Annotated in this window: 21 protein-coding genes; 6 read left to right on the forward strand and 15 right to left on the reverse strand. The window is 38.5% G+C overall.

Features of this window, described 5'->3' with window-relative positions:
* Positions 1–40 precede the first annotated feature (40 nt).
* Complete coding sequence (locus tag R2Q84_RS05845) at positions 41–1,189, reverse strand: cysteine desulfurase family protein (RefSeq protein ID WP_316815593.1); 1,149 nt, start codon at positions 1,187–1,189, stop codon at positions 41–43.
* A gap of 25 nt (positions 1,190–1,214) precedes the next feature.
* A complete protein-coding gene (gene glmM, locus R2Q84_RS05850) occupies positions 1,215–2,603 on the reverse strand; it encodes a phosphoglucosamine mutase (protein ID WP_316815594.1) in 1,389 nt (462 codons plus the stop codon).
* Between the two features lie 170 nt (positions 2,604–2,773).
* On the opposite strand from glmM, the gene R2Q84_RS05855 reads away from it, so the two are divergent.
* Genes R2Q84_RS05855 through R2Q84_RS05865 form a run of 3 tightly spaced genes read left to right on the forward strand, consistent with a single transcriptional unit; the run spans position 2,774 to position 4,805 of the window.
* Positions 2,774–3,505 carry a class I SAM-dependent methyltransferase gene (locus tag R2Q84_RS05855; RefSeq protein WP_316815595.1) on the forward strand — a complete coding sequence of 244 codons (732 nt, stop codon included), beginning with the start codon at positions 2,774–2,776 and terminating at the stop codon, positions 3,503–3,505.
* Entirely contained in the window at positions 3,502–4,065 is a 564-nt protein-coding gene (locus R2Q84_RS05860; protein ID WP_316815596.1) for a phosphatase PAP2 family protein, read from the forward strand. Before R2Q84_RS05855 ends, R2Q84_RS05860 begins: the two co-directional genes overlap by 4 nt.
* Positions 4,065–4,805, forward strand: a complete 741-nt coding sequence (locus R2Q84_RS05865) for a ZIP family metal transporter (RefSeq protein ID WP_316815597.1) — start codon at positions 4,065–4,067, stop codon at positions 4,803–4,805. Before R2Q84_RS05860 ends, R2Q84_RS05865 begins: the two co-directional genes overlap by 1 nt.
* On the opposite strand, the gene R2Q84_RS05870 is transcribed toward R2Q84_RS05865, so the two are convergent.
* The 7 genes from R2Q84_RS05870 to R2Q84_RS05900 form a co-directional block, all read right to left on the reverse strand.
* Positions 4,802–5,251: a MarR family winged helix-turn-helix transcriptional regulator gene (locus R2Q84_RS05870; protein WP_316815598.1), complete on the reverse strand. Its 450-nt coding sequence runs from the start codon at positions 5,249–5,251 to the stop codon at positions 4,802–4,804. The genes R2Q84_RS05865 and R2Q84_RS05870 overlap by 4 nt on opposite strands.
* Positions 5,252–5,262: 11 nt before the next feature.
* On the reverse strand, positions 5,263–5,421 hold the full coding sequence (locus tag R2Q84_RS05875) for a DUF5522 domain-containing protein (RefSeq protein WP_316815599.1): 159 nt from the start codon (positions 5,419–5,421) through the stop codon (positions 5,263–5,265).
* Positions 5,421–6,362 carry an exonuclease gene (locus tag R2Q84_RS05880; RefSeq protein ID WP_316815600.1) on the reverse strand — a complete coding sequence of 314 codons (942 nt, stop codon included), beginning with the start codon at positions 6,360–6,362 and terminating at the stop codon, positions 5,421–5,423. Before R2Q84_RS05880 ends, R2Q84_RS05875 begins: the two co-directional genes overlap by 1 nt.
* Positions 6,359–6,955: a dephospho-CoA kinase gene (gene coaE / locus R2Q84_RS05885; RefSeq protein WP_316815601.1), complete on the reverse strand. Its 597-nt coding sequence runs from the start codon at positions 6,953–6,955 to the stop codon at positions 6,359–6,361. Before coaE ends, R2Q84_RS05880 begins: the two co-directional genes overlap by 4 nt.
* Positions 6,955–7,902 (reverse strand): YbbR-like domain-containing protein, encoded by a 948-nt coding sequence (locus R2Q84_RS05890; protein ID WP_316815602.1) that lies wholly within the window; start codon positions 7,900–7,902, stop codon positions 6,955–6,957. Before R2Q84_RS05890 ends, coaE begins: the two co-directional genes overlap by 1 nt.
* Before the next feature lie 119 nt (positions 7,903–8,021).
* Positions 8,022–10,445 carry a glycoside hydrolase family 95 protein gene (locus R2Q84_RS05895; protein WP_316815603.1) on the reverse strand — a complete coding sequence of 808 codons (2,424 nt, stop codon included), beginning with the start codon at positions 10,443–10,445 and terminating at the stop codon, positions 8,022–8,024.
* Between the two features lie 51 nt (positions 10,446–10,496).
* Positions 10,497–11,942, reverse strand: coding sequence for an alpha-L-fucosidase (locus R2Q84_RS05900; protein WP_316815604.1), 1,446 nt, complete (start codon positions 11,940–11,942; stop codon positions 10,497–10,499).
* A gap of 255 nt (positions 11,943–12,197) precedes the next feature.
* Here R2Q84_RS05900 and R2Q84_RS05905 point away from each other — a divergent pair, with 255 nt between their 5' ends.
* On the forward strand, positions 12,198–13,079 hold the full coding sequence (locus R2Q84_RS05905) for an AraC family transcriptional regulator (protein WP_316815605.1): 882 nt from the start codon (positions 12,198–12,200) through the stop codon (positions 13,077–13,079).
* 77 nt (positions 13,080–13,156) lie between these two features.
* Here R2Q84_RS05905 and yajC read toward each other — a convergent pair whose 3' ends face one another.
* The 4 genes from yajC to R2Q84_RS05925 all read right to left on the reverse strand — a co-directional run bounded on the left by yajC (position 13,157) and on the right by R2Q84_RS05925 (position 16,043).
* Entirely contained in the window at positions 13,157–13,486 is a 330-nt protein-coding gene (gene yajC / locus R2Q84_RS05910; protein WP_316815606.1) for a preprotein translocase subunit YajC, read from the reverse strand.
* A gap of 21 nt (positions 13,487–13,507) precedes the next feature.
* Positions 13,508–13,966 (reverse strand): DUF1573 domain-containing protein, encoded by a 459-nt coding sequence (locus R2Q84_RS05915; RefSeq protein WP_316815607.1) that lies wholly within the window; start codon positions 13,964–13,966, stop codon positions 13,508–13,510.
* Positions 13,967–13,970: 4 nt separating this feature from the next.
* Positions 13,971–14,864 carry a transcription antitermination factor NusB gene (gene nusB / locus R2Q84_RS05920; RefSeq protein ID WP_316815608.1) on the reverse strand — a complete coding sequence of 298 codons (894 nt, stop codon included), beginning with the start codon at positions 14,862–14,864 and terminating at the stop codon, positions 13,971–13,973.
* A gap of 90 nt (positions 14,865–14,954) precedes the next feature.
* Complete coding sequence (locus R2Q84_RS05925) at positions 14,955–16,043, reverse strand: Glu/Leu/Phe/Val family dehydrogenase (protein ID WP_316815609.1); 1,089 nt, start codon at positions 16,041–16,043, stop codon at positions 14,955–14,957.
* A gap of 112 nt (positions 16,044–16,155) precedes the next feature.
* On the opposite strand from R2Q84_RS05925, the gene R2Q84_RS05930 reads away from it, so the two are divergent.
* Both R2Q84_RS05930 and R2Q84_RS05935 read left to right on the forward strand, forming a co-directional pair.
* Positions 16,156–17,946 (forward strand): ABC transporter ATP-binding protein, encoded by a 1,791-nt coding sequence (locus tag R2Q84_RS05930; RefSeq protein ID WP_316815610.1) that lies wholly within the window; start codon positions 16,156–16,158, stop codon positions 17,944–17,946.
* 69 nt (positions 17,947–18,015) lie between these two features.
* Positions 18,016–18,345 carry a DUF3276 family protein gene (locus tag R2Q84_RS05935; protein WP_316815611.1) on the forward strand — a complete coding sequence of 110 codons (330 nt, stop codon included), beginning with the start codon at positions 18,016–18,018 and terminating at the stop codon, positions 18,343–18,345.
* A gap of 61 nt (positions 18,346–18,406) precedes the next feature.
* Here R2Q84_RS05935 and R2Q84_RS05940 read toward each other — a convergent pair whose 3' ends face one another.
* Together R2Q84_RS05940 and R2Q84_RS05945 are read right to left on the reverse strand one after the other, a co-directional pair.
* Complete coding sequence (locus R2Q84_RS05940; RefSeq protein ID WP_316815612.1) at positions 18,407–19,516, reverse strand: TlpA disulfide reductase family protein; 1,110 nt, start codon at positions 19,514–19,516, stop codon at positions 18,407–18,409.
* Between the two features lie 14 nt (positions 19,517–19,530).
* On the reverse strand, positions 19,531–20,925 hold the full coding sequence (locus R2Q84_RS05945; protein WP_316815613.1) for a RagB/SusD family nutrient uptake outer membrane protein: 1,395 nt from the start codon (positions 20,923–20,925) through the stop codon (positions 19,531–19,533).
* Position 20,926 lies beyond the last annotated feature (1 nt).

Here is a 20,926-nt window from a genome sequence, read left to right on the forward strand (position 1 = left end):
GTTATACACAATCCCCTTTTATTTTTTATAAGAAATATTGCTAAACCACTACGTTCTTATCAACAATCTCTTTTATTTTTTCGACTACATAGTCCAATTCTTCCTTCGTATTGTACTTGCTAAAAGAGAAACGTACAGATGGTCTGTTCGGATCAGCTCCGATACCAGTAAGTACATGAGAACCGATATTAGAACCAGACGAGCAGGCACTACCACCCGAAGCAGAAATACCATTGATATCAAGGTTAAATAAAAGCATATCTCCCATATCCATAGCAGGGAAAGATACATTTAACACCGTATACAAACTTTTATCGGCATCTGTTTCCCCATTGAATTCGATATCAGCAATTTCATTGCTCAATTTATCTTTCAAATACGTCTTCAATCCCTGAATATGGTTCTGGTGATTTTCCATCTCGGCATAAGCAATTTCAAGTGCTTTTGCCAGACCAACAATTCCGTAAACATTTTCAGTTCCCCCGCGCATGTTGCGTTCCTGTGCACCACCAAAAATCATCGGACTGATTTTAATAGTGTGGTTTACAAATAAGAAACCTACACCTTTAGGCCCATGAAGTTTATGCGCAGCACAAACAATAAAGTGTGCTTTTAGCTTCCTTACATCATGAACATAATGTCCCATCGTTTGCACAGTATCACAATGATAAATGGCATTGTATGCTTCACAAATATCTCCTACCCTTTCCATGTCTGTTAAAGTCCCCAATTCATTATTGGCGTGCATTAAAGACACAAATGAACGTTCATTATTTTTAAGCAGTTCTTCCAGATGGTTGTAATCGATATTGCCCTTTTCATCAACATCTACAAAGCTCAGCTTATCAATTACACCTTCCTTTAACAACATGTTTAAAGTCTGCTCTACTGCATGGTGCTCTATTTTAGCAGTAATTGCATGCTTGATATTAAAAGCTGCAATACCACAGCGAATAGCAGTATTATCAGCTTCTGTACCACCAGAAGTAAAGAATATTTCGGCAGGGGTAGCATTTAAAAGTCCGGCAACTGCCTTTCTCGATTTTTCAATTAATGTCCGTACCTCACGGCCCTGGGCATGAATTGAAGATGGGTTACCGTAATAATTGCTCATTACGTTCACCATCTCTGCCATCACTTCCTTGTCTAAAGGAGTAGTGGCGGCATTATCTAAGTAAACCCGCTCCATTTTAATAAGTTAGTTAGTTTTTTTATTAATTCAGTTTTAATATGTCTTTGATGTCCGAAATGATCTTAGACGCCAGACCTTCGGCTACAGTTTCCGTTCCTGCTTCACTGTAAATACGGATAATAGGTTCAGTATTCGACCTGCGCAGGTGTACCCATTCTTTGTCGAACTCAATCTTTAGTCCGTCGATAGTACTGTTTGGCTGATCTTTATATTTCTCCTGAACTTTAATCAATAAAGCATCAATATCCATTTCAGGAGTTAAAGTAATCTTATTTTTAGAAATATGGTATTCAGGATAGCTTTTACGCAATACGGAAATAGACTTACCAAATTTAGCCAGGTGCGTTAAAAATAAAGCAATACCCACTAAGGCATCACGACCATAGTGTAGTTCCGGATAGATAATACCACCATTTCCTTCACCACCAATAACTGCATTGGTCGCTTTCATTTGGTTTACCACATTTACCTCTCCTACTGCTGAAGCATGATATTCACCACCAGCCAATTCAGTAACATCTCTTAAGGCCCTTGTAGACGACAGGTTGGATACCGCGTTTCCAGGGTTGTTTTTAAGGATATAATCAGCAACTGCTACCAATGTATATTCTTCACCAAACATTTCGCCGTCTTCACAAACAAAGCACAGACGGTCAACATCCGGATCAACAACAATACCCAGGTCAGCCTTTTCAGTTTGCACAACCTTAGCGATCTCTGTTAAATTTTCAGGTAAAGGTTCAGGATTGTGTGGGAAATGACCATTCGGCTCGCAATATAATTCATATATCGTTTCTACACCGAGTGCTTTTAATAAAGCTGGTACAAATATACCACCAGTAGAGTTTACACAATCAATAGCTACTTTAAAATTAGCTTTCTTTATCGCTTCAACATCAACTAAAGGCAAATCAAGAATAATATCAATATGTTTTTGCAGGTAAGTATCATTACTGATTACTTTGCCCAGGCTATCCACATCAGCAAATTCAAATTCGGACTTTTCAGCGATCTCCAACACCTCTTTTCCATCTGCATCACTAATAAATTCACCTTTATCATTTAATAATTTTAGCGCATTCCACTGTTTTGGATTATGACTTGCGGTTAAAATGATTCCACCACCTGCTTTTTCCATAGGAACAGCAATTTCAACTGTTGGCGTTGTAGATAAACCAAGGTCTATCACTTCAATGCCTAGTCCCTGCAAGGTTCCAATGACCAGGTTGTTCACCATTTCACCAGAAATCCTGGCGTCGCGACCAAGAACAATTTTTTTAATGTTGGTTCTGTTAATTACCCATGAGCCATACGCTGCGGTAAATTTAACAATATCGATGGGCGTTAAACCATTGCCGGCAATGCCGCCAATCGTGCCCCTAATGCCGGAGATTGATTTTATTAGTGTCAAGATTATTCTGTTTTCACCAAAAATAAGAAAAAATCAGGGAACGAATTATTTAACTTTAGTCATTATTACATCAAATGCAGTTAAATTGCATTTAGTATATAAATAATCTCGGCTGTTGCAGACCAAAACACTATATTTGTCTTTTTCTAAACATCAAAAATACTGGCTCTATGCAGCGTAAATGGTTTCAATACTGGTTCAACTCTCCTTATTATCACATCCTTTACAGTCAACGTAATGATGCAGAAGCTGAGTTTTTAATTGATAACCTTTCTGCCTATTTAAAGCCTGCAGCACAATCAAGAATACTGGATATTGCTTGTGGAAGAGGCCGACATGCCATTTACCTGAATAAAAAAGGTTATGATGTAACCGGGATAGACCTTTCTGAACAAAGCATCAAATATGCACAACAGTTTGAGCAGAAGCATTTGCACTTTTTTGTTCACGACATGCGGAAATTGTGTTTCATCAATTACTTTGATATTGCCATGAACCTTTTTACCAGTTTCGGATACTTTGAAACGGAGAAAGACCATGTCAATGCATTAAAGTCATTTAGAAAAAGTTTAAAACCCGATGGAACATTGGTTATTGATTATTTTAACACACAAAAAATAATCAAGAACCTTACCCATAAAGAAAGTAAAACTGTTGAAGGTATAGAATTCCATCTGAGTAAGTTTGTCGCCAATGGCAAAATCATCAAACATATTAATTTTGAACACCGCGACAAGCCCTTTGCATTTGAAGAACGTGTACAGGCTTTTGAACTGACTGATTTTGAAAGGATGTTTGCTAAAAGTGGTTTGCAAATTACAGCTATTTTTGGAAGTTATGCATTGGAAGAATTTGATGAGACAAAATCAGACCGCTTGATCTTAATCTGCAAAAAAGTATGATAGAGAGCTTACAGCAATTCGACGTTGAGCTTTTTTTAAAGATCCATAGAGGAATGGCTAATCCGTTCTTTGACTGGTTACTGCCATTAATGCGTAACAGGTATTTCTGGGCGCCTCTTTACTTATTTATCGTTATTTTTTGTATGATAGAATACAAAAAGAAAGGCGCATACATTATAGGGATGTTACTGGTTACCTTTGCAATGGGCGATCTTATTGCCTCCCGGCTGATTAAGCCTCTTGTGGGCCGGATCAGACCTTGTAATGAGGTAACGCTGATCGACGAGATCATCAGAAGAGTACCTTGCGGCAGCGGCTATAGTTTCCCTTCAGCCCATGCTACCAATCACTTTGCTATTGCTGTATTCCTGATTTTTGTTTTTTATGATAAATGGAAGCCAATTTTACCAATAGGTCTGGCCTGGGCTTTTATTATTTCTTTTTCGCAAATATATGTAGGGGTACATTATCCTATCGATACTATGGTAGGTGCCCTACTCGGCACTACAATTGGGTTAATTACCTCAAAAATTTATAAAAAAATACAACCGCAATTATAATGGAAATCTGGAAACTGGTCATTTTATTTTTTAGTGCTTTCTTAGGAGGTATAGCCATCTTTTTAGTCAAAAGCGACAAATCGCAATTATTAAAGTTAATTCTATCTTTCAGTGGGGCCTATTTGTTTGCGATTACGGTATTGCATCTGATCCCGGAAGCATACAGTGGCCCCGATCATGCAGATATCGGATTGTATATCTTAATTGGCTTTCTGCTACAGATATTACTGGAACAGTTTTCTGAAGGTGTTGAACATGGGCACATCCATAAACATAGTGATAGCAAAGCGTTTCCTTATGGCATTATGATCAGTTTATGCCTGCATGCGTTTCTTGAAGGTATGCCTTTGGCTAAAGACCAGCATAATGCGTTAATTTACGGTATTGCACTGCATCATATTCCCGCTGCTTTTGCATTGGCCAGTATCTTGTTGCAAAGCCATTTTAGCCGTAAGAGCGTTACCTTTTACATCAGCATTTTTGCCATCATGGCTCCCCTTGGCTTCTACGTAAGCTACGGATTAAGCAATGGTAGCATTGGAGGTATAGAAAACTATTTCAACAAGATTATGGGGATTGTAATTGGTATATTCTTACATATCTCTACAACCATTCTGTTTGAATCAAGTGTTGATCATAAAGTAAGCAAACGTAAAATGATAGCCGTATTATGTGGCGTAGCTATAGCCCTTATAGGTTTTTATAGTTCTGGACATAGTGGACACTCACACGTCCACTAGCCTCTCATTTTATCTAAAAGCTGGTTTAAGTGTCTGGCTTCCTCTTCTGTTAAATTAGGGGAAACCATGCCAGATAAATCTACTTCTTCGTCTATCCGCTTAAGAAGCGACAAGCCTTTTTTTGTGATCAGAATATCTACTGCACGCTTGTCTTTTGAGCTCACTGTTTTCTTTACATATCCTTTCTGGACCAGGCGTTCAACAATTCTCGAAGCATCACACATTTTATCCAGCATCCTTGCCTTTAACAAGTTTATGGTAGAAGGATTAGGATGCTGCCCTCTCAATATTCTCAAAATATTGAACTGTTGAGTAGTGATATCATAGGGTATCATAACTTGTTTCAACTGATCATTACACCAGCCATAAGTAAAAATTACATTTACCATAGCCATCTGGTAAACACTCTCAAATCGGGAAGTTCTTGTTTCTTTCTCCAACTCCATCTTTAATTCCTTTATTTATCTGCTTCAGGTTTTCTTTCTTTTTTCTTACCAAATCCCCAGGGGCAGTGTTTACATTTATTTTTACAGCAGTATCCACGTTTAAGGTGATAAGCTGAAGTAAACACCATCAAACCATCATCATTAAAATAATAGTCTTCTCCCTCTTTCATCAATTAAGCAATTTAACGACCAATTTTCCGTCAAAATGATTTTTTAATTGCAGCCCACTCCCGTGATTCGTCCATATTTGCGATGGTTTAACTTTTTCAGCTGTCAACAGGATGTCGTTCCAATCCGCATGATCAGAGATATACAATTGAATCTCATTGTTATTCTGCAAATGTTTCCATCCTGTAGCAAATACCCTGATTACATTAATAGCTTTAAAATAGCTTTTAAATACCATTGGAGGCACCAGGTATATCATATTGGTCTGATTATTTTTCATCACCTTACGATCGTATATTTCATAGCGTCCAAGATTAACCCCCATTTGCTCATATATCTTCACGAAAGGCAACATGCTATGATGTACCAAAATCCTCTTTTCCGGACAATGGTCATTCATTAAACTAATCAAACGCTGGCATTTTCCTAAGGCATAGGCGCCCAGCATGATGTTCGTTTGCGTACTATTCAGCTTAAGAATCTCCTCTTCTGCGGTAGGATGCTGTGTGTTTGGATCTGCAAAGGTTGTCTCAGTAATCAGTACATCCGCCCCTACAAATTCAATAGGCTCACAAGTCTTATCCGGCTGTAGCTTATAGTCGCCGGTATACAGGTACTTCACCCCCTTATACTCCATTAAAACCTGTGCAGAACCCAATATATGTCCGGCAGGTATAAAACTAATCCTGACGCCATTCAGATCAAATTCCTCATGATAAGTTTTAAGATGGAATTCACCTCCTGCAAACTTTCGGTAGCGGTGTTTCATAAACAAAGCCGTAGCTTCGGTACAAAAGACATTAAGGTTACCACCTATAGCGTGATCACCGTGTGCGTGAGAGATCACCGCATTTTTAACAATCTCTTTGGGGTCCAAATAAAAATCTCCATAACTACAAAACAAACCCGTTTTAGTTATTACTATAAAATCATCAAGTATCATTCAGCAGTATTTAAAAACAGTTGATGTAATTTGGTCACCTGAATGATCAATGAATCTGTTTCGTTGTTATAAATAATATGGTCAGCAAGTTTTATTTTCTCTTCATCGGGCAACTGCTTATCCATCCTTGCCCTAACCTGCTCTTCAGTTACCCCATCACGCTCCATTACGCGGTGCAATCTTGTTTCTTCCGGTGCAATCACCAAAATATTCTGATCGCACATTTTATACGATCCACTCTCAAACAATAAAGCAGCTTCTTTTAGTATATAAGGAACAGTAGCAGGGACCTCGTTAACCCAGTTGTCGAAAGCCCTGAACACAGCTGGATGTACCAGCTCGTTTAGCTTAGCCAACTGCTGGGTATTGTTAAACACAATCTCCGCAATATGTTTATTGTTTAAGGCACCTTCCGCGGTATAACTCTCGTCACCAAAGGCTTCTTTTACACCCTTTACCAGGATCTCATCAGTTATCATAATCTGCTTGGCCACCATATCGGCATAAAAAACCGGGATACCCAATGTTTCAAACACTTTACAAAGTGTTGTCTTACCACTTCCTATCCCACCTGTAATCCCAATCTTTAACATTATTTCTCGATAATAAAATCTACTTTTTCAGGTACGATCTGAACCAATTTACAAAAATCAGGGAAACGCACTATTTTAACCCTTAGTCTATTATGATTTAATTCTTTCCATTCGTTCATATCTACCACGGCCTCAATAAACTCTTCTGTGACCTGGTTATATTTCGACAAGGCAACCAAAAAAGTAATCTTTACTTTTCGGGGGTATAGTTTCACACTATAATACTCTCTGTTGTTCGTTACCTTTAGCGGTACCTCAAGTACTTTTTCCGTAAATTCATCCACAGGAACCTTTACTTCAACGCTTGCCGGAAAAATACTTACATTCTTCATCTTACTTTGCGTCATAGGCACCATACTTTTAGAAGTATGTTGCACTTCCTTAAGATTTAAAGAATCTGTCTTCCATTCTTTTATCTTATCCAATTCTTCCTCGGGGCCTGAAATTGTTACATAATCAGGCGTAATTTCAATAGGATTGGAAATACCATACTGGCTTACGAAAGTAATATCCGACACGAGTTTTACCGGCACTCTTTTTACTGTTTTTTCAGAAAAATCGAAATACAAGGTATCAGGTTTAACAGAAATGATCTTTTGCGATGTTTCCAGTTGGTTGTTAACATTATACAGCTGCTCCGAAAAAAGAATGAAATTTCTGTTGTTTAACTTTTCAAGACTAATGGCAATAGATTGCGGTTGGATTCTTAAACGGGCAAACAAAAGCTGCCAGCCAGTTCCTTCAACCTGAAGATCTACCGTATCAGACTGTAAAGGGTGAAAAGCCTTCTTTTGAGGAATATTATTGTATTTTAAAACCGTTTTTACGGTATAAGGATATTTGTTGTTTAATGCCATAAACAACCATGCTGCAACTGCAAGAAGCAGACAAGTGGTTAAAACGAGGAATCGCTTCCGCTCTATTTTTGTAAGTTTAATAAAGGGCATCGCCGTAAAAATACAAATAATCTATTACTATAAAGACAATCTGATCTTAGCTGCAAAAACGACTGTACTATTTTGGAGTTATCATGAGCAATATAGTCCATGATAACTCCAATGGAATGTTATAAGAGATTTTTTGTCAAATCATATCTTTTACCAGGTACAGTTTTTAAATCAACTTTTTTAACACCATACCTTAGCTGACAGCTACCACCACTTTTTGCTAAAAGCGAAGCCGAGGTTATTTTCCCATCCTTCCATTTTATATCAATAACAAAACCACCTCTTGCAACCATACCTTTTATTTCTCCATCTTTCCATGCCTTTGGCAGGGCTGGTAAAAGTGTAATAAACCCTTGATGGCTTTGCAAAAACATTTCTGCCATACCAGCTATAACACCAAAATTTCCGTCTATCTGAAAAGGGGGACAAGCATCAAAAAGGTTATAATAGGTTCCTCCACCACCGTCGTATTTGGTATCACGTGACATCGTAGGCTTCAACTGATCGTTTAATATGCTAAATGCCCGGTCGCCATCGCCCATTCTGGCCCATAAGGCTATTTTCCAGGCAAATGACCACCCCACGCCCCCATCTCCTCTTGCGGATAAAGATTTTTTTGCAGCTTCCGCCAGTTCGGGAGTTTGCTCCAGGGTAATTTCATTACCGGGATAAACAGCAAATAAATGAGATAGGTGCCTATGCTGAGGTTCAACTTCTTTAAATTCTTTTGCCCATTCCATTAACCGGCCATCCGAGCCAATTTCAGGACGGGCTAAGTTACCTAAAGCATCTTTTAGTTTATTTAAAAATGCTGCATCCTGAATATTTAAGATCTGAGCGGATTTTAGGGTATTTGTAAATAAATCAAAAATCACCTGCTGATCGTGGCTTGGCCCCATGCTAATCTGTGCCCGTGAGCCATCAGGTGCGACAAAAGAGTTCTCGGGAGAAGGTGAAGGCCCCGAAACCAATTTACCTGTCTCTTTATCCTTTACCAGCCAGTTTAAATAAAAAATGCTTGAACTTTTTAATATGGGATACAATTGTGACAGATAACTTTTGTTATTGGTAAAAGCATAATGCTCCCAAAGGTTAAGGCAAATCCAGGCTCCAGCCCCAACGTGCATACCCCAGCTAGGATGCTCACCAGGCGAAGTATAACCCCAAACATTTGTAATGGGATGCAGCACCCAGCCAGTTGTGTTATATTGTATTTTAGCGGTTTTTTTCCCAGGCTCCTGAAGTGATGAGATTAAGTCAAATAACGGACCGCTCGTTTCTGAGAGATTGGTCACTTCCGCTGGCCAATAGTTCATTTGTACATTGATGTCTGTGTGGTAATCCCCATTCCAGGGAGTTTGTATCTGATTGGCCCAGATACCCTGCAAATTTGCGGGTAAACTCCCAGCTCTGGACGATGATAACAACAAGTACCTCCCGTATTGGTAGTACAAAGTATAAAGGGCGGATTCATTTTTTGTTTTTACATTTTTATCCAACAACTCATTTGTCGGAATATCAGTATTGAAGCCATTACCTAAAACCAGATCAGATCTGCGCATAAATGATGAAAAATCTTTAACATGACGATCCCGAAGTCGTGTATACTGTTCTGCAACAGCCTTTTTCGTTATTTCGTTCAACTCATTTTCAAAATTATTGTTGATGTAATCCGGATAATGGAGACGATAATCTGTAGCAGCGGTAACTACAATGGTAACTGAAGTGGCTTTAGTTATGCGAATTGAATTACCAGTTGTTCTTACCGAGCCACCAGTAACAACTGGTGTGGCGTAGGCCTTATATTTCATTCCTTCGCCACCTTTACCATCAGTCATTGAGCCGGACATCACCAATTTGTTATTTTCGGCAACTGTAGTAAATTTTTCGGGCCTGTTGATTGCTAAATTAAAAGATAGCGCGTTCGGCTTACTTGCTGTAAGACGAACGATCAGGGCTTTATCCGGATTACTGATAAATACCTCTCTTTGGTATTTCACCCCGTTCTGTTCATATTTTGTAAGTGCTATTCCGTTAATTAAATCCAACTCACGATAATAACCGGAATAAGGAGCCTTTGTTTCAAAGTCTAACCACAGATCACCTAGTGTCTGGAAACAACCAAAAGGCACATTAGCACCAGAACCTTGCCCCGACCCTTTGTTTACACATATTTGTGTTTTGTTGGTCAGTTCAGTAGCTTCTTTATACTTTCCGGCAAATAGCAAGTCCCTGATTTGCGCAAGCGATTTATGTGCTTCCGGGTTATCACTTTCCTGCTGACTGCCACTCCATAAAGATTTTTCATTAAGCTGGATACGTTCTTTATTTACGTCGCCAAAAACCATGGCGCCCAAAAAACCATTACCGAGCGGCAAGGCTTTTAACCATTCCGCATCGCTTACCCATCCATTTGGATTATCCTTTATTGATGCGTTGGCGGGTTCATTGTACCAAAGCTTAACGTGGTTGTTCGATTGTGCAAAGCTATAATTAGAAATGGATGCTATGCAGATGGTAACTAAGAGACGAAATGATATCATATTTTTAATGATTTAACTTGTTTTATGAAATCTGTTTTTAACTTAAAAGTATCAATTACCCACACCAACTTCGCTGATCATAGGTTCTTCAATAGCCTCTAAAATCTCAAGCTTGATGTATCTCGTTTTTATAGGCGTAAATGTGGTTACTTTTAGATCGGATGTTTTTTTCCAGTTCGCTACTTTAATTTGCTGAAAAGTCTGGTTATCTGTTGAAGCGGATAATTCATATTTGGTGATAATCCCACTATAACCTTTTAACTGTGCGGGCAGGTAATAGAATTTGCTAACGGTGTGTTCAGTCCCCAGATCAAGGATGAGGTAACGATTTTTTACTGGTGAAAATTTCCAGTAGGTTTGAAAAGCCCCAAATCCTCCACGGTCTCCTACCAGATCACTGATCCCATCAATCATCACACTGGCGGTTTTTTGGTTAAGCAATGCAGCTATAGGAGAACCAGCGTTAGCCGGTCCAGCGGGTTCTATAAATGCCTGTCCGTTAGAAGATGAAATTGATTTCGCAGTAATATATTCCTGGGGGATCAGGGGTTGTATTGGCAATGGAAGTCTTTCTGAACGTCGTTTCCATATTTTCCCTACGGCTTCAAGATGTGCTACCACCTGTTCATCAAAAAGACCATCACGATTTGGGCCAATATTAATCATATAATTACAATATAGCGGAACCACACGTTGCAATTTATCTAAGGTATAATTTACGGGTTTTACCTGTTGTGCTGCTCCCGGATGCCAAAACCACCCGTTGGTAAGGGTAAGTGCCATTTGTGAGGGATAAACGTTATCGCCCATAGGGTAAACGCCTTTTGGGCCTTCATAATATACAATGTCTGTTTGTAGCGAACTGTTACCGTTATGTTCCGCAATCAGGCAATTGGGTTGTAGCTTTTTAACGTGTTCGTAAATACGTTGGTAAGATATCAATTGATGCCCCATTTTCCAATTCCAGCCATCAAAAATAATCATTGGTATCTCTCCATACCTGGTAAGTAATTCAGTAAGCTGGTCCATGACAAACTCTTCTTCTTTTGGCCCTCCATTTTCGACGCCATTGTGGCGGTCCCATATCGAAAAATAAAGACAGGGTTTAAGCCCCTGACTACGGAAAGCATTAACGTATTCGGCAACCACATCTTTTTTTACCGGGCTATTTGCTATATCATATTCAGTACGTTTTGAATCCCAAAGACAAAAACCATCGTGGTGTTTGGTGGTCAGGATACCATAAGTCATCCCAGCAGCTTTGCAGGCTTTTGCCCACTGGTTACAATCGAGCTTTGTGGGGTTAAATTGTTTTGGATCGTGATCAGGGCTCGCCCATTCTTCATCGGTAAAGGTCCCCATGTTAAAGTGTAACATTACCCCAAACTGCAAATCAACAAAGTTGGATTGCAATTGGTGTAAATTGTTTTGCGCGATTACATTGTTCACATATCCAAAAAGAAGAAGCGCTATCAGGGTTATCCTATATTTTCTCATTTTATGTGTTTTTATCGGCTATTTAAAAAATATGTACATGCGACAACAAATAAACGCTGGTAATAAAAAAGTAACACAGCTTTATTATGTAGCATAATCGGTTATTTGGTTAGCAATTGAATTACTAATCTATTAATCAAAAAAAGAAATAACTGAAAGATAATTCACCAATAATAACGCTATATTAGCCATAGTCAACTTCATTATAGGCAAGACAGCTAATAAAGTGTCTTTTTCTACTTTTAAATTAAAGATATGAAACCAGTATTGGCCAAAATACTTGACGGAAAAATTAATGAAGCTTATGGCGTAAAGGTGGTTAATGCGCCATACTTTTCAACCGACTTTCATTTCCATGAGGAATGCCAGTTGGTTTACAATATAGAAAGCCAGGGAAGAAGAATGATAGGTGACAACATTGCTGATTTTGCCAGTGATGAGTTGATTTTTGTAGGCTCTAATTTGCCCCATGTATGGCATAATAGTCAGCAGTATTTCAATAATGCACCTCCCGATGTACATGCGCACTCGGTATCACTGTTCATCCATCCAGAAAAAATACTGGATATTTTTCGGGAACCAGAAAATATCCAGCGGTTAAAAAATCTTTTTCAGATCAGTAAACGAGGCATGAAGTTTGGCAAAGTGGCTAAAAATGAGATCAAACAGCTGTTGCTACAAACGGCCAGCCAGACCGAAGAAATCGGACGTTTAACAGGTGTACTACAAATTTTAAATGCACTTTGTGTTACCAAAGATTACAGTTTGCTAACTACGCCCGGGTATACCAACAATTATCAGTTAAAAGATAATGACAGGATGGACAAAATACTAAAATATGTTTTTGATAATTTCAATAAAGAAATTCTGCTGAACGAAGCGGCTCAAATGACCAATATGACTAAAGAGGCATTTTGCAGGTATTTTAGAAACAGAACACAAAAAACCTTTGTAACTTTTGTGAATGAGATAAGAATTGGTCATGCCTGTAAAATGCTGGCCAATGATGAAGATCAGATCAATAACATTGCTTTAGAATGCGGCTATAACAGCTTATCTAATTTTAACAAGTTTTTTAAACAAATCAAAAACCTTACTCCGAAACAATATCGGGACGAATTGAGAAATACCCTATAATGGTTTGTACCGGTAATAAATAAAAAAGCCTATACCAAAAAATGGTACAGGCCTATCAAATGATTTTACTTTTAAGGTTATGCTTTCGGAGTTTCTTCAGTCTTAGGTGCAATTGCTTTTGTTGCATCCAAAGATACCGCAGATTTATCGAAACGGATTTTTGTTCCACCTTCAACTTCAATTAAGAATGTAGTGTCGTTCATATCAGCTATACGTCCATGAATCCCTGCAGTGGTAACAATTTTATCTCCTTTTTTCAAAGCTTCAACCATTTTCTTAAGGTCTTTTGCTTTTTTAACCTGAGGTCTGATCATGAAAAAGTAAAAAACTACCATGATTAAAACCATAGGTATTAAAGTGCTTAACATACCATTTCCCTGGGCTTGCAAAATTACTGTTGATATCATATTCTATTCTATAAATGTATATTAATTTGATTGTTCTTTAACCTCACCAGTCATGTGTAAACTGGCAATACTTGGCTGTGCATTTGAAGTAACTGTGATCACTTTATCCTGCATCCCCATTTTTCCGTTGCTGTCGAATACCACTTTGATTTCACCTTCGTCACCTGGCTTAATAGGCTCTTTCGGAACTTCAGGTACAGTACAACCACAAGTAGCTGTAGCGTTTAGAATGATCAAAGGACTCTTACCAACGTTTTTAAATTTGTAGCTGTAAGAAACTTTTTCACCCTGTGTTATTTTACCAAAATCGTAGTTCTCATCCTCAAAATTCATTACAGCTTCCTCACCTGCTGCCGCAACAGCAGCTTCATTACCTGATCCTGTAGTTACAGTAGTGCTGCTATCTGTAGTACTTTTCGCTGAATTTTGGCAGGCTGCAAATGAGATAGCCAGCAATGCCAGTACAAAGATTTTCTTCATAATGTTATTCTTCTATTAGTCCGCGACCGATTTTGTGAATGCTATTTGTTCTTTTCAGATCGCCTAAAATTTTATCTAAGATACCGTTTATAAATGAATTACTTTTCGGTGTACTGTAATCTTTTGACAGATCAAGATACTCATTGATAGTTACTTTAACTGGTATAGAAGGGAAATTTAAGAGTTCACAAATTGCCATTTTCATCAGAATAGTATCCATTAAAGCAATACGTTCAGACTCCCAGTTCTTAGTTCTTTCAGCAATCAGGTCCTGATATTCCTTATTATTTTTAAGGGTATATAGAAAAAGGTCTTGAACGAATTTACCGTCCTCTTCCCAATCCTGACTAATTGGTGTCAGCTTATTTTTAAACGGATCTTCTGAGGTGAAGTTCTTAATTGTTTTAGCCACCATCCCCTGCATCACTTCTTTATCTACAGACCAGTTGATAAACTTATCTTCAAATGCCTGAATGATGTTATGGCTTTTAAGAATGATCTTTCTAAAGATAAACTTGATAATCGTTTTTGATTCCTCTAAACTATTATCCTCATCCGCCAGGTATGCAATATACTCAGGTGTCACCTTTAAAGTGTTAAAAATAGCTTTTACAAATTCCGGGTCGGCCATCCAGTTGATTCTATACTTGTGGATTGCCGCGATGTAATCGGGATTTTGTTTTAGGGTAACCGCAAATTTATTGTTTAACAACTTTAAATTCGGGTTTAGGTCGTCTGCGGTAGGCAGATGTTTATTAGATCGCTCAATAGCGTCTATCTGCGTATACTCTGTAGTTTCTACCAATAGCGAAAGCATGCCGATGTACATTTCGTACACATCGTCAATACTTTGCATTAACGCCTTCTTTGATGACGCCAGATCTCTCTTGTCTGTCATTTGCCATGCAAAAATATTTTGCAAAGCTTTAATTCTTAAGTGCCTTCTGTTTAACATGAATGTAAGAACGAGTGGTAAATTACCTGGTGATTAAAATGATGATTTTATTTTTTTGATATCGATTATCCTTTGTTCTGCAATACGGTTTGCTGCCCATATTGTAGGTATATTATCAGCCTTAGACATTTTTATAACGTCTCTGGTTGCATTATATATATTTTCTGTAAGCTGCATAGTACGTTTTTTACCAAAGCCAGTCAGTTCCGAGTAACAACTGATCAATCCGCCTGCATTGATTAAATAATCAGGCGCAAACAAAATACCCTTATCCAATAACAACTTACCATGCACATTTTCGTCTGCAAGCTGATTATTTGCAGAACCTGCAATAATGGCGAACTTCATTTTATGGATGGTTTTGTCGTTTACTGTAGCTCCCAGTGCACAAGGTGCATATATATCTGCATCCAGTCCGAATATTTTATCTGCACTAATCGGTTTTGCTTTATATGTACGTGCTACATGCTGTAGTCTTTCTTCGTTGATATCGCTGATGTAAACTTCTACGTTTTCTGCTCTTAGTAAAGCAACAAGGTGTTCACCTACATTGCCTATACCTTGTACTACAACCGAACGTCCTGCCAGCATATCTGTTCCAAAAACTTCTTTAACACAAGCTTTGATACCCAGGTATACGCCTTTTGCAGTAGTTGGGGCAGGGTTACCTGTTCCGCCCAATGATTCGGGTACACCAGTTACATGGTTAGTTTCCATGCGGATATACTCCATATCTTTGGTTGTTGTTCCTAAATCTTCTGCAGTAATAAATTCACCGTTAAGATTTTTGATAAATCTCCCATAGCTACGCATCATGGCTTCCGACTTTCCTTTTCTGGAATCACCAATGATCACAGCCTTCCCCCCGCCTAAATTCAGACCGGTGATAGAAGCTTTGTAGGTCATTGCGCTTGATAATCTGAGTACGTCTTCCAATGCTTCAGCTTCGGTAGTGTAGCTCCACATACGTGTACCACCTAATGCAGGACCTAGAGTTGTATCGTGAATAGCAATAATTGCTTTTAATCCGGTATCGGGATCATTGCAAAATACTACTTTCTTGTGCCCCGATGCACTCAACTGATCTAAAACTGAATTCACAATAGAACTATTACCAGACATATAATTTCGTTTATCAGATATGTCGCAAAACTAGCATAAAAAAACATTATTTACATTGTTTTAACCAAAGAGTTTAAAAAAAATAGCTTCATTTGGATAACTTTACATCATAATGAAACACCTGCGTTTTTTAAACAAATACTTCTACAAATATAAATGGTGGATTATCCCAGGGGTTTTCTTTGTGATCATTTCCAATATTTTCGGTGTCATTCCTGCAAAAGTCATCGGCCATGCCTTTGACCTGATCACCGAGAACATAGAAATCTACCGTTTATTCAATGGGTTTGAACGCGCATCTATTGTGTACGACATCTTTAGTATAAGCCTGTTTTATTTTGGTGTGCTCGTGCTCGTGCTCTACTTATTAAGAGGACTCTTTCTGTTCTTTATGCGGCAAACCATCATTTTAATGTCGCGCCATATAGAGTTCGATATGAAAAACGAGATCTATGCACATTATCAGAAACTGAGCCTTGGCTTTTATCGTCGCAATAATACAGGGGACCTGATGAACCGCGCTACTGAAGATGTTAACCGCGTGCGCATGTATGTCGGCCCAGCAATTATGTATACCATAAATACAGTAGTACTTTTTCTGTTGGTTATTTATGCCATGTTTTCGGTAAATTCAACACTGGCCATCTGGTGTCTGTTACCTTTACCAATCCTGGTCGTGATTATTTATTTTGTAAATACACTGATCAACCAAAAGAGTGAAGAGATACAGGAACAACTCTCCAGATTATCCAGTTTTGTACAAGAAAGATTTTCAGGAATAAGGGTCATCAAGTCCTATGTCAGGGAAGACTATACGCAAAAGGTATTTGCGGTAGAAAGTCAGGGTTACAAGAAGAATGCAATGGGACTGGTTAAGGTCCAGGCACTCTTTTACCCAACTATGCTTTTACTGGTTGGCTTAAGTACTATCCTTACCATTTATATTGGCGGGATGCAGGTCATAGATGGATCGATTACGCCGGGTAATATAGCCGAGTTTATTGTATATGTAAACCAGCTTACCTTCCCCGTTTCTATGCTTGGTTGGGTAACCACTTTAATTCAGCGTGCTTCGGCTTCTCAGAAACGCATCAATGAGTTTCTACAGTTACAACCTGACATTATCTCTGGCAGTATTGAAACGCCTCAGTTAAATGGTAACATCAGGTTTGACCACGTAAGTTTTACTTATCCGGATACAGGTATACAGGCCATTAAGGATGTGAGTTTTGAGATTCAGCAGGGACAGTTTGTTGCGATCATTGGTCGTACAGGTTCAGGAAAATCTACGCTGGCGAATTTAATTATGCGCATGTATGATGTGGATAAGGGTCTGATCAGTGTAGATGGGGTATCCTTAAAGAACATCAATTTAAATAATTACAGGAATCAGATTGGTTTCGTTCCGCAAGAAGTTTTTCTATTCTCCGATACGATAAAAAACAATATTGCGTTTGGGCTTGACCAGGTTACCGACAGTGAAATCGAGACTGCAGCAAAAAATGCTGCTGTGTATTACAATATTATTGACTTTGACCAGAAGTTTGAAACCATGCTTGGCGAAAGGGGGATTACACTTTCTGGTGGGCAAAAACAAAGAGTCTCGATCGCCAGAGCCTTAATTAAGGAGCCACGTTTGTTGATTTTTGATGACTGTCTTTCCGCAGTTGATACGAGGACTGAAGAAGAAATTCTGACTAATCTCAGCAGAATTATGAAAAACAGGACAAGTATTTTGATTGCACACAGGATTTCCACCATTAAAAATGCGGATAAAATCATGGTACTGGATGAGGGTAAAATCATTGAACAGGGCACACATACGCAATTATTAGCCCTAAATGGCGCTTATGCGGAGATGTATCAGAACCAATTGTTAGAAGAAGAGAATCAAACTGTTTAATTTCATTTTGAACTTTAATAATTATTAGTTTATATTTACCCGAACCAAAAACCAAGATCAATACCAACCATGGGAGAATTTGACAACAAAGAGAGAGAAGAGGTTTTTTCGAAGAAAGTAAGGGCAGGTAAAAGAACTTATTTTTTCGACGTTAAAGCTACTAGATCGGGAGATTATTACCTAACGCTAACAGAAAGCAAGAAAAGACTGGAGGACGGCGTATTTGTAAAACATAAGATCTTTTTATACAAAGAAGATTTCGAGAAGTTTGCAGAGGGGTTAAACGAAACAGTTGACTACATCAAGAACCATCAGGATGTTGTTGAGAAACGTTACGAGTATTCCGAAAATCATGAAGGAGTGGGAAGTAAAGGCCATAACGACGATTTTTCATTCTAAGAAGATATAAAGCTCTATAAAAAAGCCCTGCTGGATTCAGCAGGGCTTTTTTATGTACAGATCAGTTTTCCCCAAGTAATTCCTTGAGTTTATTTTCCAGATCTGCACCACGTAAATTCCTTGCAACGATTATCCCTTCGGTATTTACCAAATAGTTTGAAGGAATACCACGGATTCCATAATAGGTGGACACTTCATTCTTCCAGCCTTTTAAGTCCGAAACCTGGGTCCAGGGCATCTTATCCTCTTCAACAGCTTTCTTCCATTTTTCAGCATTGTCATCCAATGAAACTCCCAATACAGTAAAGCCTTTACTTTCGAACTTTTGATAAGCTTTAAGGACGTTCGGGTTTTCGGCCCTGCATGGCCCACACCAGCTTGCCCAGAAATCTACAAGCACATATTTCCCTTTAAACGAAGAAAAGTTAACTGGCTTACCGGACATATCGTTCTGTGTAAAATCAATCATTTTCTGACCATTCCCTCCTCTTTTCAGAACTGTCAGTATAGTTTCTAATTCTTTACCCCGCTCTGTAGCCCTTAGTGCAGGATCAAGTGTCAGATAAAGCCTATTAATTTCGGAATAATCATTAGTGTACCCCATTCCTTTTATTTTGTCCAGACTGACATAACTCTTTAAATGAGTAGCAATAAATGACTTTGTCAGGCTTTCCGAAGTTAATTGTATCTCTTTCAACTCAGCCGTTATGCGCTTGATCGCCGTTTCGTCTTTCTTATCTTCAGCTACATCGTACTCAGTGTAAAGTTTTGTTCTTGCTAGTTCTACCGACTTAAGCTTTGCTTCCAATACATTTAATTCCTCTTGCGTCTTCCCTCCTTTAACAACGATGTTCTCCTGATCTGAGATCTTACCAGTGATAGTAACGGGAACATTTTCTACATAAAATTCTCTGCTAAACTTATGTTCCCTATCTGAAAGATATAAACTGGTAGGTGCTTTTACAGTTCCCTTATAGGTAAATTTACCATCTTTAACGGCCGCAGAATCACGTTTCCCCGACGCGTAAATATACACATAAGGAGATGTCAGACCTGTAATATTTCCCTTGATGATATATCCATTTTCCAGCGTCTTTTTTATTTCTTTTTGCTGGGCATTTGTTGACAAGCCAATGCCAATCAGTCCTAAAATGATGAGCTTATTTTTCATTTATCTTTTTTGATTTAATAACCAGGATTTTGTTCAACAACTTTATTTGAAGCTTCTACCGTAACCTGCGGAATAGGTAGAATCAACTTGTTTTCATCTGATAATGTGGCTTTAATTGTTGCAGCCTGTACATCACCATTTTTGATGTAACGAACAATATCAAACCAATCCTCTCCCGATTCTGCACCCAGTTCCAGTTCCTTTTCTGTTCTGATCAGGGAAAGCAATTGTGCTTTATTCGTAGCCGAAACTATACCTGCGCCCCGCTTCAAACGCAATGCATTTACTGCATCAATCGCATCTGAAAGGCTACCACCGTCTCTGCGTGCTTCAGCTTCTGCGTAAATAAGGTACGCCTCCGCCAGCCTGAAGTAATACTCGGTATCATTTCTACTTCCATCCACACCTTTCAGAAATTTGCCGTTCCCATGCCATTTCGTAGGATCGGCAGCCGGATCCCTTGAGGTTTTACCTATAATTGTTTTTCGTACATCAGTTCTCAACAATGCAATATATCGGTCAGATAGATTAAATCCCCCGGAAACATAATAGTAACTTTTACCATTTTCGAAATAGATGTTATTGTTATTGGCGAAAGTGATAGCGGCCAAGATCACCTCATCTGATTTATATTTTTCCGACTGGAACATGTTCAGGAAGTTAGACGTGAGTTCTGCCGGTCCGTCCATTACTTCTTTTGCCAGGGAAGCAGCGCCTGTATAATCTTTTTTATAAAGCAGCACTCTAGATTTCAATGCTTTTGCAGCGAGTTTAGTTGCATAACCTTTAGCTACACCAGTTTCATAATCCGGACAGTTTTTAATGGCTTCATCCAGATCAGAAAGTATCAATTCATAGGAAGTTTTAACATTAGCCCTGGCAGTAACAGGTAAATTTGGTTTATCCTTAAGTTCAATTCCATACTTAGAACTGATATCCCAAAACTGGCCGAATAAACGAAGAACATAAAAATGGCCTAATGCTCTTAAAAACTTAGCTTCAGCAATAATTGAACCCTTACGCGGATTTGTAACTTGTAAAGCCTGTGTTTTCTCAATTACAAAATTAGCAGTCTGGATAAGCTGATACGGACCTGCATACACATTGCCGTTCAGGGTATTATTATTAGGCAGTACATTATTATTGATGAACGATGTGTAGGTAGCAGATGTAGAAGTCAGATTTACCCCCATATACCCCGGTATCGCTGCGCAATAGAGTGCAAGCGGTTCGTCTCTTAAACTGTAATATCCTCCAGCCAGTAACTTTTCCGCTGATGGAATGTCTACCACTACGGTACTTTCGTCAAGTTTATGGTCTGGTTTCAGGTCGGTAACATCTGTTAATTTACATGCCTGTATGGACAAGGCCATGAAACAACAAGCAGTATATATCAATATCTTATTCATG

The organism is Pedobacter nyackensis, assembly GCF_032678475.1.
GTDB classification, from domain to species: domain Bacteria; phylum Bacteroidota; class Bacteroidia; order Sphingobacteriales; family Sphingobacteriaceae; genus Pedobacter; species Pedobacter nyackensis_A.